At 71.8% G+C, this 14834-nt stretch carries 12 protein-coding genes; 3 read left to right on the top strand and 9 right to left on the bottom strand.

Annotated elements, in window-relative coordinates; genetic code table 11:
• Window positions 1-188 precede the first annotated feature (188 nt).
• Both ACFXDJ_RS32430 and ACFXDJ_RS32425 read right to left on the bottom strand, forming a co-directional pair.
• Window positions 189-638 carry a nitroreductase/quinone reductase family protein gene (locus tag ACFXDJ_RS32430; protein ID WP_384661837.1) on the bottom strand — a complete coding sequence of 150 codons (450 nt, stop codon included), beginning with the start codon at window positions 636-638 and terminating at the stop codon, window positions 189-191.
• A gap of 5 nt (window positions 639-643) precedes the next feature.
• Window positions 644-1429 (bottom strand): SDR family NAD(P)-dependent oxidoreductase, encoded by a 786-nt coding sequence (locus tag ACFXDJ_RS32425; RefSeq protein ID WP_384661835.1) that lies wholly within the window; start codon window positions 1427-1429, stop codon window positions 644-646.
• A gap of 238 nt (window positions 1430-1667) precedes the next feature.
• Here ACFXDJ_RS32425 and ACFXDJ_RS32420 point away from each other — a divergent pair, with 238 nt between their 5' ends.
• The 3 genes from ACFXDJ_RS32420 to ACFXDJ_RS32410 all read left to right on the top strand — a co-directional run bounded on the left by ACFXDJ_RS32420 (window position 1668) and on the right by ACFXDJ_RS32410 (window position 4853).
• Entirely contained in the window at window positions 1668-2948 is a 1281-nt protein-coding gene (locus tag ACFXDJ_RS32420; RefSeq protein ID WP_384661832.1) for an acyltransferase family protein, read from the top strand.
• Window positions 2945-4015 (top strand): methyltransferase, encoded by a 1071-nt coding sequence (locus ACFXDJ_RS32415; RefSeq protein ID WP_384661829.1) that lies wholly within the window; start codon window positions 2945-2947, stop codon window positions 4013-4015. Before ACFXDJ_RS32420 ends, ACFXDJ_RS32415 begins: the two co-directional genes overlap by 4 nt.
• Window positions 4016-4220: 205 nt before the next feature.
• On the top strand, window positions 4221-4853 hold the full coding sequence (locus ACFXDJ_RS32410; RefSeq protein WP_384661827.1) for a LuxR C-terminal-related transcriptional regulator: 633 nt from the start codon (window positions 4221-4223) through the stop codon (window positions 4851-4853).
• Here ACFXDJ_RS32410 and ACFXDJ_RS32405 read toward each other — a convergent pair.
• The 7 genes from ACFXDJ_RS32405 to ACFXDJ_RS32375 form a co-directional block, all read right to left on the bottom strand.
• Window positions 4834-5310 (bottom strand): ester cyclase, encoded by a 477-nt coding sequence (locus tag ACFXDJ_RS32405; protein WP_384661824.1) that lies wholly within the window; start codon window positions 5308-5310, stop codon window positions 4834-4836. The genes ACFXDJ_RS32410 and ACFXDJ_RS32405 overlap by 20 nt on opposite strands.
• Window positions 5307-6977: an NAD(P)/FAD-dependent oxidoreductase gene (locus ACFXDJ_RS32400; protein WP_384661822.1), complete on the bottom strand. Its 1671-nt coding sequence runs from the start codon at window positions 6975-6977 to the stop codon at window positions 5307-5309. Before ACFXDJ_RS32400 ends, ACFXDJ_RS32405 begins: the two co-directional genes overlap by 4 nt.
• Before the next feature lie 137 nt (window positions 6978-7114).
• A complete protein-coding gene (locus tag ACFXDJ_RS32395; protein WP_384661819.1) occupies window positions 7115-9352 on the bottom strand; it encodes an MMPL family transporter in 2238 nt (745 codons plus the stop codon).
• A 211-nt stretch (window positions 9353-9563) separates the two neighbouring features.
• Window positions 9564-10262 (bottom strand): hypothetical protein, encoded by a 699-nt coding sequence (locus tag ACFXDJ_RS32390; RefSeq protein WP_384656776.1) that lies wholly within the window; start codon window positions 10260-10262, stop codon window positions 9564-9566.
• A 2-nt stretch (window positions 10263-10264) separates the two neighbouring features.
• On the bottom strand, window positions 10265-10582 hold the full coding sequence (locus ACFXDJ_RS32385; RefSeq protein WP_384656779.1) for a PadR family transcriptional regulator: 318 nt from the start codon (window positions 10580-10582) through the stop codon (window positions 10265-10267).
• 53 nt (window positions 10583-10635) lie between these two features.
• Entirely contained in the window at window positions 10636-13425 is a 2790-nt protein-coding gene (locus ACFXDJ_RS32380) for an ATP-binding protein (protein ID WP_384656781.1), read from the bottom strand.
• On the bottom strand, window positions 13412-14707 hold the full coding sequence (locus ACFXDJ_RS32375) for a cation:proton antiporter (RefSeq protein WP_384656783.1): 1296 nt from the start codon (window positions 14705-14707) through the stop codon (window positions 13412-13414). The genes ACFXDJ_RS32380 and ACFXDJ_RS32375 overlap by 14 nt, the downstream gene beginning before the upstream one ends.
• Window positions 14708-14834: the final 127 nt, after the last annotated feature.

Raw genomic sequence — 14834 nt, 5'->3', positions numbered from 1 at the left:
GGCTGGCCTCGCGTAGCGTGCGTTGACTGCGATGCCTCTCCGCTGGGGGGCGTGACCCACTCCCGGGGGGGGGGCGACCACGCGCCTGGGGGGCCCCCCCCCCCCCCGCTCCTGTTGTGTTGCCGTCGTGGCGTCCCTCCCGTACCGGGTACTGGGGTGCGGCCCGCGGGTGTGCCACGGGCCGCGCTTCAGGACGTACGGGGGACGGCGCGGAAGACGGGGCAGCGCGCCGCGGCCGCCTCGAAGTGCTCCGGGGAGGCCGACTCGACCAGCCCGTTGCGTACGAACGCGTCGACGCCGCGCGGGACCTGGCCGGGGAACTCCCGCAGGATACGGCCCCGCTCCGCGACGGGGAGCTCGACGAGGTCCACCGACTGGGCCCGCCGACCACGGGTCAGCACCCCGCGCCCCGCGGCGCGGGCGTTCTTGACCCAGTCGGACTGCGGGTACGCCTGGAGGATGTAGCGGGTGCCGTCGACGACCACCGGGGCGACCGGATTGGTGCGGGGCAGGCCGCTGGTGCGGCCGGGGACCGTCAGCAGGTGCATGGGCCCGAAGGGCAGCCCGAGCCGGTGGGAGAGGATGACGATGTTGTTGCGGATCCTGTGCTTGGGAGAGAGGGAGCGCTGCCCGCTCATGCTGGTCACCTTTCGTGGACGCGTCGCGTGATGGCCCGGACCACGGACCGCGGCATGGCACGCATGAGGGGAAGCCTAATGCGGTAGGCGAGACCCGGCACCGTGGACGTCTCGCCGGCCGCCACCGCGTCCAGGCCGGCCCGGGCCACCTGATCGGCCGTCAGCCACTTGATGTTGGGCAGCGCGTCGGCCGACACCCCGGCCGCGGTGTGGAACCCGGAGCGGGTCAGCCCCGTGTGCACGGTGGTCACGTGGACGCCGTGCCGGGCGACCTCCATGGCCAGGCTCTCGCCCAGCGACGAAAGGAAGGCCTTGGAGGCGGCGTAGGTCGCGGAGCGCGGCTTGGGCAGGACGGCGACGAGCGAGGAGACGTTCACGATGCCCCCGGCGCGGCGGGCGATCATGCCCGGCAGGCAGGCGCGGGACAGCCTCAACGGGACGATCGCGTTGAGCACCGCCGTGTGCAGCTCGCGCTCCGCGGGCAGCTCCGCGAAGTAACCGGAGCCGCTCGAACCGGCGTTGTTCACGAGGAGCTCCACGGGCCGCTCGGGATCCGTGAGCCGCTGCTCGGCGACCGCGAGCTGGCTCTCGTCGGTGAGGTCGAGCGCGAGCACCTCCACGGTAACGCCGTGGGCGGACTCGAGCTCGCTCGCGAGCTGCTTCAGCAGCTCGGCCCGCCTCGCGACGAGGACGAGGTCGACGCCCTCCTGGGCCAGGAGTCTGGCGAACCCCTCGCCGATCCCACTCGACGCCCCGGTCACCATGGCCGAGGCGTACGGAAATCGCCGCATGACATTCCTCAAATCTCTTCGGAAATTCAACTTGATACGTGCCGACACATTAACCGCAGCCTCGGCGAATAGGCCAGCGAACGGAATGTTCCGACAACCCCCACGGGGCCGGTTTATGCCGGCTTAAGCAAGGGTTCATCGGCCGGTGATGAAATGCTGCAGCACGATTGGCTGGACTTCTCATGTCCGCCACCTGCGCTCCGTCCCCGTCCCCGTCGAAATGGCTGGTGTCGTCTCCATGAGTTCGTCCGCGCTAAAGCGGGAATCACCGTCCCTGACACCCCTCGCACTCGGCGCTGGTCCGGCCGACCGACTGCACTCCCTCACCGGCCTGCGTTGGATCGCGGCCCTCGCCGTGTTCCTCTCGCACGTCGGCACCCTGCTGCCGCTGCCCGACGCGAAACCGGTGCTGAGCCTGGGCTCCTCCGGCGTGACGTTCTTCTTCGTCCTGTCCGGCTTCGTCCTCACCTGGACGTATGCGGCCGGCGACCGGGTGGGCCCGTTCTACGGCCGCCGGTTCGCCCGCGTCTGGCCCATGCTGCTGGTGGCCGTGCTGGTCCCGCTGTTCCTGCAGCTCCCCGACGCCCGGCCGGGCCAGGGCGATTCCCTGAAGCTGATGGCGCTCTCCGCGATCCTGATGTACCAGGCGTGGGTGCCCGGCCACATCCTGGCCAGCACGAACCCGGTGACCTGGTCGCTGGCCTGCGAGGCCTTCTTCTACGCGGTCTTCCCGTTCGTCGCGAGGTTCACGGCACGCCGGTCACTGCGCTGGCTCGGCGGCGCGGCCGTGGCGCTGGTGCTGGTGGGCTGGGGCATCAAGGTGTGGCTGTGGGAGGCCTACCCGCCCAAGCTGCCCCCGTCGTTCACCGGTGTGGACGGCATGATCTTCGGCATGTACTCCCCGATCGCACGGGTCTGGGAGTTCCTGCTCGGTGTGGTCGCGGCCACCGCCGTGCGCAAGGGCTGGCGACTGCCGCTCAGTGCCGCCTCGGCCACCGCCCTGCTCGCCGCCGGCTTCCTCGTCCTGTGGGTGCTGCGGTTCGAGACCTGGCGCCTGGTCGGCATCTACGACGCCCTGCCCCAGGTCACCGCCCCGCTGTACGCGCTCGTAGTGGTCGCCGTGGCCCAGCGGGACCTCGCGGGACGGACCTCGTGGCTACAGGCGAAGCCGATGGTGGCGCTCGGCGAATGGTCGTACGCGTTCTACCTTCTGCACTTCACCGTGCTCTTCGAGATTTCCTCCACGGTATTCAACCGGAAGAGCATCATGGAATACTACATGCGCCCCGCCGAGGCCAGCTGGTCAAATGCGGGCTGGGCGGCCCTCGCCCTTGTCATCAGCATTGCGGCCTGCGCTCTCATGTACCAGTTCTTCGAGCGCCCCGTCGAGCGGTGGCTGCGGTACCGAATCGGCCGACGCGACGTACGCATTCCAACTCAGGCCCTGTCCACGGGCACCCCCGGCGAGTCCCGCGCGGAAAGCGGCACCGCATCGATGAATGAGGTTCGACAGCCATGACGACACCGGAAATCGTCACGGACGGGCCCCTCTCCCCGGAGCCCCGCCGGACCGGGGAGCGCCCGCTGGAGGACCCCTTCGATGTCATGTTCACCGGGTGGTCCTTCTTCCGGAGCAAGCTTCTGACCGCGGCGATGGACATCGGGGTCTTCTCGGTGCTGGGCGACGACTCGCTCGGCGCCGCGGAGCTGGCCGACCGCACGGGCCTGCACCCGCGCGGCGCCCGGGACTTCCTCGACGCATTGGCCGCCATCGGGCTGCTCGTACGGGAGGACGGCCGCTACCGCAACAGCCCCGGCACGCAGCGCCACCTGCTACCGGACCGCGAGGGGTTCGTGGGCGGCTTCCTGCGGATGACCACCGAACTCATGGGTAGCGACCCGGAGTCCCTCAACGGGCTGCTGCGGGGTGGTACGGCCCGCAACCAGGGAGCCGGCGGCGAGGTCCCGTTCACGAAGATCTTCCACGACCCGGTCCGGCTGCGGCAGTTCCTGTCCGCCATGGACAGCTTCAGCGGGGCCGTCGGGCCGGAGCTCGCCCGGGTCTTCGACTGGTCGCGCGTCGCGACGTTCAGCGATGTCGGCGGAGCCCGCGGCAACCTGGCGGCGCACCTCGCCACCGCCCATCCCGGGCTGACCGGCACTGTCCTGGACCGGCCGTCCATGGCGGAGCACTTCGACCGCCTCGTGGCCGAGCGCGGCGTGGCGGATCGACTGCGCTACGTCGGCGCCGACTTCTTCCAGGTCGAGTTGCCGCGCGCGGACGTCGTGATCCTCGGCAGCGTCCTGCACGACTGGCCGGCGGAGCAGCGTGCGACCCTGCTGCGCAAGGCGTACGACGCCGTCCACGACGGCGGCTGGCTGATCGTGTACGACACGATGCTCGACGACGAACGGCAGGATCCGGACGCTCTGTTGCTCAGCCTCATCATGATGCTGCAATCCGCGCAGGCGAGCGGCTTCTCGCCGGCCGAGTGCGGCGCGTGGATGACGGACGCGGGCTTCGCGGTCGAGCGCGTCGTACGGCTGCCCGCACTGACGACGGCCGTGATCGGCCGCAAGAGCTGAACCAATGGCGAACACCCGCTCCGGGACCGGTGGCCGGTCCGGGGGCGGGTGTTCCGCACCCCGTGGGCCAGTGTCCAGTAGCGTGAAGGTTTCCCACCCCTCATGCGCGGCGGCACGCCCGACCCTGCGCAGCATTCGGCCAACTCAACCGGGTTATTCTGGCCGGCCATTGCACAAGACATGATCTTGGGGGAGATGCAAGACAGTGACGGCACACATCAGCGTCCTATTGATCGACTCACACCCCATCTCGCTGACGGGGCAGCACACCATTCTCGACGGCTGCCCCGACCTCAGGGTGGTCGGCGCCGCCCAGGACTGCGAGACCGCGGCCGCGCTGTACCAGGAGCTGCGTCCCGACGTGGTCGTGATCAACACGCACCGGGACGCGGGCCGGGCCCTGGACATCGTGCACGCACTGTCCAGGGCCCGGTCGCCGCTGCCTGCGGCCAACGCGCTCGTACTGATCGACGACGCGGACGCCGCAGCGGAACACGTCCTGCAAGCCGGCGTGAAGGGTGTGCTGTCCAGCGGCAGCAGCTCCGAGGAGCTCGCCGCCGCGGTCCGCATCATGGCGACGGGCCGGTCCCTGCTCATCCCCCGGGCCCGAGAGGAGTCGGTGGACTCTCCCCTGGAGGGGCTAACGGAGCGGGAGGTCGAGGTCTTCCACCTCGTGACCCGCGGCTACAGCAACGCGGAGATCTCGGCGGAGCTGACACTGAGCCAGAGCACCGTGAAGTCCCACATCCAGCGTGTGATGGGGAAGCTCTGCCTGCGCAACCGTGTGCACGCCGTGATCTTCGCCTACGAGAACAACATCATTCACGCGAGCCCGTAGCGAAGGGGGCCGGTCCCGGGGTCTTCCCCTCGGGCGCCCGCAGCTGGGCAAGGACCCGAGCCACGTCGAACACGTTCCGGTCCTCGACGACGCGCCCGTTCTCCACGCGCCACAGCTGGATTCCTTCCGAGGCGATCGCGCGTCCGGTGGGCGCCACGCCGGCGAACTCCCCCACGTGCGTGCCTCGCGTCGTGTACCAGCTCGCCACCCACGGGCCCTCGGCCACTTGCAGCCCCACCTCGACCGTGAGCCCGCAGAACGCGGCACGCCGCAGCCGCACGCTCTCCTTGGGCCCCTCGGGGCCGACCGGCCGGCCGCCCAACAGGAACTCCTGGGCGAAGATCTGGTCGGCGACGTCCAGCTCCCCGCGGCTCCAACCCTCGTCGAACCAACGGCGGGCGAGGGCCTTGTTGGCCTCCTGCACGGTCGGCTGCCCGCCCTGCACCACGCCCGTCACCGGCTTCCCTCCACGGAGGGGGAGGTCGGTACGGCGCCTGCCGCGCGCAGCGCGTCGAGGCTCTCGCGGCCTACGGTGCTCAGTGCCGGAACGGGCGACCGCGCGGCCCACTGCAAGAAGTCCGAGATCTGGCCGCGGTCCGGGTGGATGAAGCGCTGGTCGACGTCCTTCCAGCCGAACCCCGGGTGCACCGCCTCGGACTTCGCGATGAGGCCGAGGATGATGTCCGCCGCCCGGTCTCCGTCGATCTCCTTGGCCTCGTACTGCGCGCAGGCCTTCGCCGTACCGTCGAGCAGGGCCTTGAAGTCGTCGTTGTCGGGCCACCAAAGGCCGGTGTGGGGCACCTTCTCCAAGGCGTCGAAGACACTCGCGTCGCGGTCGATGCGGAACTTGCGCAGGGCGTTGTTGATCCGCAGGGTGCCGGGGGTGTTGCCGCTGCCCCAGACACGGAACACCGCGTCCCAGAGGCGGAAGTGCGAGAAGGCGATGAACGAGCAGTTGACGAGGGTGTCGTTGTAGTCGAGCAGGCCCTGTTCGAGCTCCTCGACGTGGCGGAAGCGCTCCTCGGAGAAGTCGTCGTCCGCGAGCGCGGCGAGGAGCCGCGGGGCGAGGGAGTGAATGATCTCGAACGTGTTGGACATGCCGCGCGAGTACAGAGGGTCCAGGAAGCCGGCTGCGTGCGACATCAGGCACCACCGCTCGCCCACGGTCTTGTTCGAGGAGTACTGCAGGCGGCTGGTGGACACCCACTCGCGGACCTTCTTCGCCCCTTCGAACTGCCGCTCCACCGCGGGGAACCGGGCCAGCAACTGCGCGAACTCCTCCTCGGCGCTGACGTCCTCCGGCTTGGGGTACAGGCGCGGATCGAGGGTGACGCCAACGCTGCACAGCGGGTTGCGGGAGAGTTCGTGGTTGTCGAACGGGATGATCCAGAACCAGCCCCGGTCGAAGAGGTGGTGCATGGTGCCGTTGTGCCACGGCACCGGCGGCCGGCTCTCCTGGGGCACGTCCAGCACGTCGTCGAACGGCTTGACCCCGATCATGTGCGTGAACAGGGACCGGGAGTGGTGCTGGAACCGGGCCGGCTGCTCGCGCAGGCCGAGGTGGTCGGCCAGTGGGGAGCGGAAGCCGCTCGCGTCCACCAGGTAGCGGGCCCGGACCACGTGCCCGTCGGTGCCGGTCAAGGTGACGCCGTCGTCGTCGAAGTCGATCTTCTCGGCCCGCCACTGCTGGCGCGTGTCGCAGCCGTATTGGACGGCGACGCGCAGCAGGTAGGCGTCACTGTCCTGGCGGAAGAGGTGGCTCGCGGAGGTCAGCGCGTCGGGGATGACGAACTGGTGCGCCTCGTCCGGGTCGGGCTCCTGGCCCGGTCGGTGCAGCATGAATCCGAAGTGCTGCTTGCGACCGAAGGTGTTGCTCACCTTCTCGTTGATGGTCGTCGCGTCGGTGAGGGCCTCGAACTCGGGCACGTCGTAGCGTTCGGCCAGCACTTGGAGCCAGGCGACGAGCTGGGGAATCATGGACTCCCCCACCGCGAAGCGGGGATGGGTGCCCGCGTCCGCGATGAGCACCTTGGCCCCGCTGCGGGCCAGTACCGCGCCGAGGGTGGACCCGGCGATTCCCGATCCCAGGATCACCACGTCGTGGCTGGGCCTCTGTGTGAACACTGTCGGTTCCCTTCGCACTCGTCTGTCGGGGGCGCCGTATTGCCGTCGACGCTCGCCCGACCAGCCTTGCGTACGCCGATGAAGGCGCGAGAAAGCGCGTGTAAGCCACCGCGCCGGGGGCGCGGTGGCTTACACCGTCAGGCGCGGCTCTGCGGGCCGGCCTGCGTGGCGGGGGCTGCGGCGGACACCTCCGCCACCTGCCCCTCGTGCCCTGCCGCGTCGTCGACGGCCGGGCGAGTCCTCGGTCCGGGTGCCTGTCCGGGGGTTGTGACGAGCAGCCGGCCCAAGGAGCGCGGGAACCACCAGTTGGACCGCCCCAGGAGGGTGACCAGAGCCGGGGTGAGGAGACCCCGGACCACGGTGGCGTCGATGAGGATGCCCGCCGCCAGAGCGGTGGCGAACACCTTCACGTCGGTGATCGGAATGCTGGCCAGCGCGATGAAGGCCAGGAAGAGGATGAGCGCTGCGGAGGTGACGAGTCGGCCGGTGCGGCTGATGCCGGTCACGACGGACGGGACCACGGTGTCGTGCTCGCCCTTGGCGGTCAGCTCCAGGTGCGTCTCACGGATGCGGTGGAGGATGAACACCTCGTAGTCCATGGACAGCCCGAAGAGGAAGGCGAAGACCGCCATGGGGATCCAGATGGTCACCGCTCCGATCGCCGGCGTGTTGAACAGCGCCTCGCTGCCGTAGCCCTTCTGCCAGATGAGGACGATCACGCCGTAGGCCGCGCAGGTGGACAGCGCGTTGAGGATCAGGGCCTTGATGGGCAGGACGACCGAGCGCAGGGTACGGGCGAGCACCACGAAGGTGAGCAGGGCGACGAGGATCAGGATGAGCCCGAGGGAACCGTAGACCGCGTCGATGAAGTCCACGTCCGTGGCGGGGCCGCCGCCGGCGAGAGCGCCGGGGGTGTCCTGGGCGAGGTCCATGACCTTGGTGACCGTGTCCCGGCCGGCGCTGCTGGACGGGTCGGCCTGGGTCCACACGTCGACGATGCGCTGTCCGCCGCGCGCCCAGTCCGCCGGGGCCGCGGAGCCGGCGACGCCTTCGAGGCCGGCGATCTTGCCGTGCAGGGCGTCGGTGCCGCCGGCGTCCACGATGACCTCAAGGGGGCGGGCGATGCCCTCGCCGAAGCCCGCGTCGACGATCCGCTGGAACGCGGCGGCGGGCTTGCCGCCCTGGGCCAGCGTCACGGTGGCCGGCTGGCCCAGGCGCAGGGCGAGTACGGGCGCGGCCAGGGCCAGCAGCACCGCTCCGCTGAGCACGGCGCACAGTGCGGGACGGCGGGTGGTGAGTCCGGCGATCCGGCCCCACAGCTTGCTGTCCGGGCGGTGGGCCCGGCGCGGCCGGTCGAGCTTGTCGCCCCAGGCGTACAGCATGATCGGCAGCAGGGTGACCGCGATCGCGACGCTGACCAGCGGGATCAGCAGACCGGCGTAACCGACGCTGCGCAGGAACGGAACCGGCAGGACCACGAGCGCGGCGAGGGAGATCGCCACCGTGGCGCCGCTGAGCACGACCGCGTGACCAGCGCTCGCGACGGCCCGTATGACCGCATCGCGGCGGGAGGCGGGGTCGGCGCCGTCGGATCCGGGCTTCTGCCGCTCCTCGCGCCAGCGAGTGACGATGAGGAGTGCGTAGTCGATCGCGATGCCCAGGCCGATGAGCGCCACCAGGAACTGCACGATGAAGGAGACGTCGGTGATGCCGGTGATGCCGCGCACCAGCAGGAACGTGGTGGGGATCGCGACCGCTGCCATCAGCAGGGGCACGATGGCCAGGCCGCTGGCGAAGACCAGGCCCAAGACGACCAGGGCGCCGAGGGCGCCGATCAGGGTCTCGTAGATCGGGCTGCGCGTGGCTCCGCTGTCCCGGCCGGAAAGCACGGGCTGGCCGGTCAGCTCGACCGGGGCTCCGGCTATCTTCGCCTGCTCGACCGTCGCCTTGATGCCCGGGAGGGACTGGGCGTACGGCACGTTGGAGCGGTTGGCCGGCGGGTAGACCAGCGCGACCGTGGTGTGCTTGTCCTTCGAGACCAGGGACTCGCCGCCGGGGCCCGCGTAGGAGACGCTGCGGCCGCCCTCCGGGGTGACCTTGGCGATCAGGTCGCCCCACTGCTTACGGACGCCGTCGTTGTCGACGCTCTCACCCTCGGGCACGGTCACCACGAGCAGCAGCGGGGCGTTCTTGCCACCTGTCTGCGAGAAGCGCTGCGCCAGCGCGTCGTTCGCGGCCTGTGACTGCTTGTCAGGGAGCCGCGACTCGTACGAGAGCTTGTTGATCGTGCTGCCTGCCAGGGCGCCTCCGGCCAGGGCGAGCACCACCCAGACCAAGACGACGGGCAGCCGATGGGAAAGCACCCATCGAGTCATGCGCTCCAAGGTAACCACTCCTGTAGGGACGCTACTGTGTAGCCACGCTACATATGTCGGAGGACAAGCTATCCCGTTGATCGAAGTGACGCAACACCAAACCCGCTCGATACGAGGGCAGTTGAGATGGGCTGGCAGGTTCCGGAAAGCAGGAGAGCCCTCGGCAGCCGGTCCCTGACAAGGGGACCGGCCGCCGAGGGCTCTCGCCGTACTACCGGTTCGAGGCTGGCACTACCGGAAGATCCGCCCCGCGCAGAACGGACAGGAACCGCTTCAATGCCGTCCCGAAGTACGCGCCGGCCAGCAGGGTCAGCGTCGCGGGGATGGCGACCATGGGCCAGTCCAAGGATTCCGGATGGCTCAGGCCCCGGTTGAGCAGGAGCAGGGTCAGCGCTCCGAGTACGGAGAGCAGCCCGATGAGGGCCGCGAGCGTCCCCGTGGTGACCATCTGGTCGCGCCGGGCGGCCGCCGCGGCGAGGCCCGTGCCCTTGGAGAGCCCGGAGAACGCACCCGCCAGGGACAGCACGCAGCCGAAGGCCACGATCGACAGCCCCGTCAGCAACAGCGGCGGATGGTACGGCCAGGGGCCCTCCGGGCCCCCGAGCAGCGCGGACGCCCAGGTCGCGGCGAGCAGCGGCAGGGCGCACATCGCCTGCACGGACAGCCGGTTCGCACTGATGCGCAGGGTCGCGTCGTTGTAGGCGCGGGCGACCTCGGGCGCCGGGCCCCACTCCCGGACGGCGCGGTGCGCCGCCTCCTCGTGGTCGGCGCCGTCGTCCAGGTTGCACTCCACCACACACTGGAGGCCGTCCAGCACCTCGTCGAGGATGGCCGAGCGGCGCGAGTCCGGTCCGACCAGGTGCTCCGCGACGTGGTCCGTGTAGCGCCGCAGTACGGCCACCTGCGTCACGCCTACCCGCCCAGGACGACGGAGATGACGGAGGAGATCTCCTGCCATGCCGTCCGCTTGTCGGCCAGCGCCCGAAGTCCGGCCGTAGTGAGGAAGTAGTTGCGGCGGCGACGGCCGTTGTGGGTGCCCCACTCACTGCCGACCAGCCCCGCGGCCTCCAGCCGGTGCAGCGCCGGATAGACCGTCCCGGTGGGGAGGTTGATGGCATCGCCGCTGCGCCGCTTGAGTTCCTCGATCACGGCGTAGCCGTGCTGCGCGCCGGGCTCCAGCACCGACAGCAGCATGCCTTCAAGGTTGCCCCGCAGGTTCTCCGCCTTCACGTTAGCCCACACTACACATCAAGACCGGAACCGGACACGGCTGTTTCGGCCCATCAGCGCTCGACCGGGACGGCGGCGGGTGGGGCGATCGCCGACAGGAGGTCCCGGCGGGCCCGGACTCCGAGTTTGCGGAAGACGCGGGTGAGGTGCTGCTCCACCGTGCTGACCGTGATGCGCAGGCGCTGCGCGATCTCCTTGTTCGCGTGCCCGTCCGCCGCGAGGGCCGCCACCCGCCGCTCCGCGGCGCTGAGCAGGCCGAGGGCGGCTGCCCGGCCCGCCCGGTCGCCGCGGGGCCGCCGCCCGGGCGGCTCCAGCGCTTCGGCCTCCACTGCGAGGGCGGCCGCCAGCGGGCGCGCCCCGCACCGCCCGGCGAGCCGGGCAGCCGTGGCGAGGCCCGTCCGGGCGCGGTCGGTGCGGCCCGCCCGGAGGTGGTCGCGGGCGAGGTCGGCCAGGGCGCCGGCGGCCTGGAGGGGGTCGCCGGCGGTGCGCAGGACGGCGACTGCCTCGGTGAGCAGGGCGATGCGTTCGGCGCCGTACTCGGTGGCCGCGAGGGCCCGCAGGGTGAGCCCGCGGGTCCGGGTGGGCAGCGGTCCCGCCAGGGCGAGCTGCTCTTGGGCGAGGGCACGGGCGGTGGTCGTGTCGCCCCAGGCCAGGTGGGCAAGGGCCGCCCCGGTCCGCCAGGGCACGAGGGCCGGTCGATCGCATCCCCAGCGGCGCATGAGGTCCGCGCAGGCCGTGAAGTCGTCGAGGGCCTCGTCGGCCCGTCCGGTCTCCAGGAGGTGGCGGCCGCGGGCGTGCAGGACGTGCAGCCCGAAGCGGGTCTCGAACATCGCGTCCGGCACGGGTACGGCGAGGTGCTCCGCGGCAGCCAGGTGGTCGCCGAGGTCCGTGGCGGCCTCGACGAGATGGGCCAGCGGCCGGCCCAGGGTCACCCCCCAGCTCTCCACCGGCACCTGCGCCAGGGCCGCCTCGGCGAGGCCGCGCGCCCCGACGGGATCGCCCTGGCGGCGCCGGATGCCGGCCAGCAGGGAGGAGAATTCCGCCTCCCACAACGGGACCTTGCGGGTACGGGCCTCGGTCAGCCAGTGCCGGCACCACCGGTCGGCGGCATCGGTCTGCTCGGCATAGAACAGGGCCGCCACTGCGCACACGATCCATTCCGAGGTGTTCCTGCCCAGCCTCATGCCCCGGAGCGCGGCCTCCGCAGCGGCGACGGCCGGTGCGCCGGGGCCGCGGGCGAGCACCTCGGACAGGGCCGCCGCCGCCCGGATCCTGGGATCGCCACCGGTGCCGGCGGCCGGCACCAGCACCGGTGGGCGGATCGCCGCCAGGAGGGTGCGGGTGGCCCGGACCTCGGCGGCGACCGTCGGGCTCGCGTACGGGCCCGCTGCCTGCTCCCCCGCCCGCTGGACGGCCAGGGCGGCCTCGCCGAACCGGCCGTGCCACAGCAAGTGCCGGGCCAGGGCCAGGGCGTGGCGGCCGGGCAGCAGGCCCTCGCGCAGCGCCGCCGCGAGTTCCGCGACGTGCCGGGTGCCGAGCGCGGGGTCGAGCAGCCGAACGGTGGCGGCCAACAGCGCGCGCAGGACCGCGCGTTCGCCGTCGTCGCGGCACACCGCCACGGCGGCGCCGAGGCAGTCCCGCGCATCCTGGAGCCGGTCGGCCGCCAGGTGGCTCTGCGCGGCCTCCTTCAGTACGGCCGGCACCCAGGGCTCGTCGCAGGGTGCGGCCGCGAGCAGGTGCGGGGCGATCCTCGGGGCGTCGGCCCCCTCCGTGTGGAGCAGCTCAGCCGCACGGCGGTGCAGCGTCGCGCGGGCGGGTGCGGACAGGCTCCGCAGGACCGCCGCGCGGCCCACGGGATGCCGTAGCCGCGTGCCCTCGAGGAGTCCGGCCGCCGCCAGGTCCCGGCACCGCTCGGCGACGGCGGCGGGCTGCTCTTCGAGGAGCCGGGCCGGCAGGCCGGGGTCCACGTCCGCCTCGTCGAGTACGGCGAGGACCTGCGCGAGTGCCAGGACGGTGGGCCCGCCCCGGTGGAGGAGGCTCAGCACCGCGTCCGCGTAGGCGTCGGCTACGACGGGCCCAGCCGCCGGGGCGCCTTCCGGCGTGGTGCCGGCGGGCCCCTGGTCCGTCGCGAGCGCCCGCACGAGCAGGGGGTTGCCGGCGGTGATGCCGTGGCAGGCGGCGGCCAGCCCCCGGGCCGCCTCGCCGCCCAGGGCGCCGGCCAGCACGGTGGCCACGCCGCCGGGTGCGAGGCCTTCGAGTACGACCCGCCGGTAGCGGGGGTGGCGGCGCAGCTCGGCGTGCAACTGCGGGTGGGCAGGCCGCGTCGTCGTGCACTCGGCGGCCACCAGGGCGATGCGCGCCGCCCGCAGGTGCGGCACGAGCCGGCTGATCCAGTGCAGGGAGAGGGAGTCGGCGAGGTCGATGTCGTCGATGCAGAGCAGGACCGGCGCCTGCTCGGCGATCCGCAGCAGCCCGGCGGTCAGGTCGTGCAGGGCCGCGCCGGTCGCCCGGTCGGGCGGCCACCGGAGGGAGCCGCCGGCGCCCGGGCCGAGTATCCGCGCCGGCTCCAGGGCCAGGGCGTCGCAGCGGTCTTCGGGGAGGTCGGCGTAGCGCAACAGCTGGCCGAGCACGCCGCCCTGTGCGTCCCGCTCCGGCCGGGAGCCGGCGGCCCTCAGGACGACGTACCCGGCCCGGACGGCCGCCGTCCGCAGCGCGTCGAGGAGTTCGGTGCGCCCGCAGCCGACGCCGCCGCTGAGAACGGCGACGCCGCCCCGGCCCCTGGCGGCGTCGTCGAGCACAGCGGCCAGTTCGGCGAGTTGGCCGGCCCGTTCAGCCAGCGGCACGGCTGCCTCGTGCAGCGCCGGACACACCCTGCTCGGCCCCGTCGCCGACGGCGCTGAGGTCAAGCACGGCGGCCAGCCCCCGCCGGGCGCTCCTGGCGCGGATCAGGTTCAGCAGCGGCCCGGTCATGGCGGTGGTCACCAGGGCCATGACGACCATCAGGGAGTACAGCGGGCCGTCGAGCAGGCCGAGTTGCAGCCCGACGCCGAGGATGACCAGCTCGGTCAGGCCGCGGGTGTTCATCAGCGCCGCCAGGGTGCCCGAGTCCCCGGGCGTGAGGCCCTGCGACCGGGCGCCCAGGTACGTACCGCCGAACTTGCCGCCGATGGCGACGAGCAGGATGACGGCGAGCTCGGTGAGCCCTTCAAGTCCCATGCCGCGCAGGTCGACCTTGAGGCCCGCGACCACGAAGTAGACGGGGAGCAGCAACGAGGTGATCTCGCCGGTGCGCTCGCAGATCTCCTCGCGCAGCGCCTCCGTGCCCTCGCGGGGCATCAGCGCGCCGAACAGGAAGGCACCGAAGATGTAGTGCAGCCCCATCATCTCGGTCGCCACGCCGGACAGGAAGATGCCGACCATCACGAGGGCCAGCCCCGTGGGGGTGAGGGTGCTCCCGGGGCCGCCGTACGTGAGGACCCGCTTCAGCAGGGGGCGTACAGCCACCAGGGCCAGTACGAACGGGATGAGCAGGGCGACCTGCCAGTAGTCGCCGGCACCGCCGACGAACGCCTGCACGCCGGCCAGCGCCGACCAGGCAACGACGTCGACCACGGCGGCGGTGGCCAGCGCGAGGCCGCCGATCGCCAGCCGGGACATCCCGCGGCCGACCAGGATGCGGGCGAGTACGGGGAACGCGGTCACGGACACGGACAGGCCGATGAACACCACGAAAGCGGCGCGCTGCTCGGTCGGGTGGTGACGCAGCAGGAAGAGGGCGAGCGGGATGCCGAGGGCGAACGGCACAAGGGTCGAGCCCACGGCCGCTCCGACAGTGATCTTGACCCGGCCCCGCAGGAAGCGGTGCTCGAGTTCCAGTCCGACGACGAACATGAACACGGCGACGCCGATGTTCGCCAGCGCGCCCAGCAGCGGCCGTACGTCGGCGGGGAAGAGGCGGTCGGCGAACAGGGCGCCGAAGAGCGTGGGGCCCATGAGGATGCCGGCGAGGATCTCGCCGACCACGGGTGGTTGGCCGATGCGGGCGGCCAGGGCGCCCAGACCGCGGGCGAGCAGCAGGATCAACCCGAAATCCAGGAACAACAACTGCACTTGATGACTGGTCATGATCGGTACGGTCCGTCCTCGGTTGGCCGGCGTTGGCGGGAAGGCGATGGCCGAGCGCCGCCCCGCGCGATGGGGCGCGGCGGCGGTGGGGTGGTGTTCGGCGTGCGGCGCGACCACGTTGCAAGGG

It is taken from the genome of Streptomyces sp. NPDC059443, from assembly GCF_042750105.1.
Taxonomy (GTDB): domain Bacteria; phylum Actinomycetota; class Actinomycetes; order Streptomycetales; family Streptomycetaceae; genus Streptomyces.
Note: the sequence above shows the minus strand (reverse complement) of the source record. Positions and strands in the feature narration are given on the sequence as shown.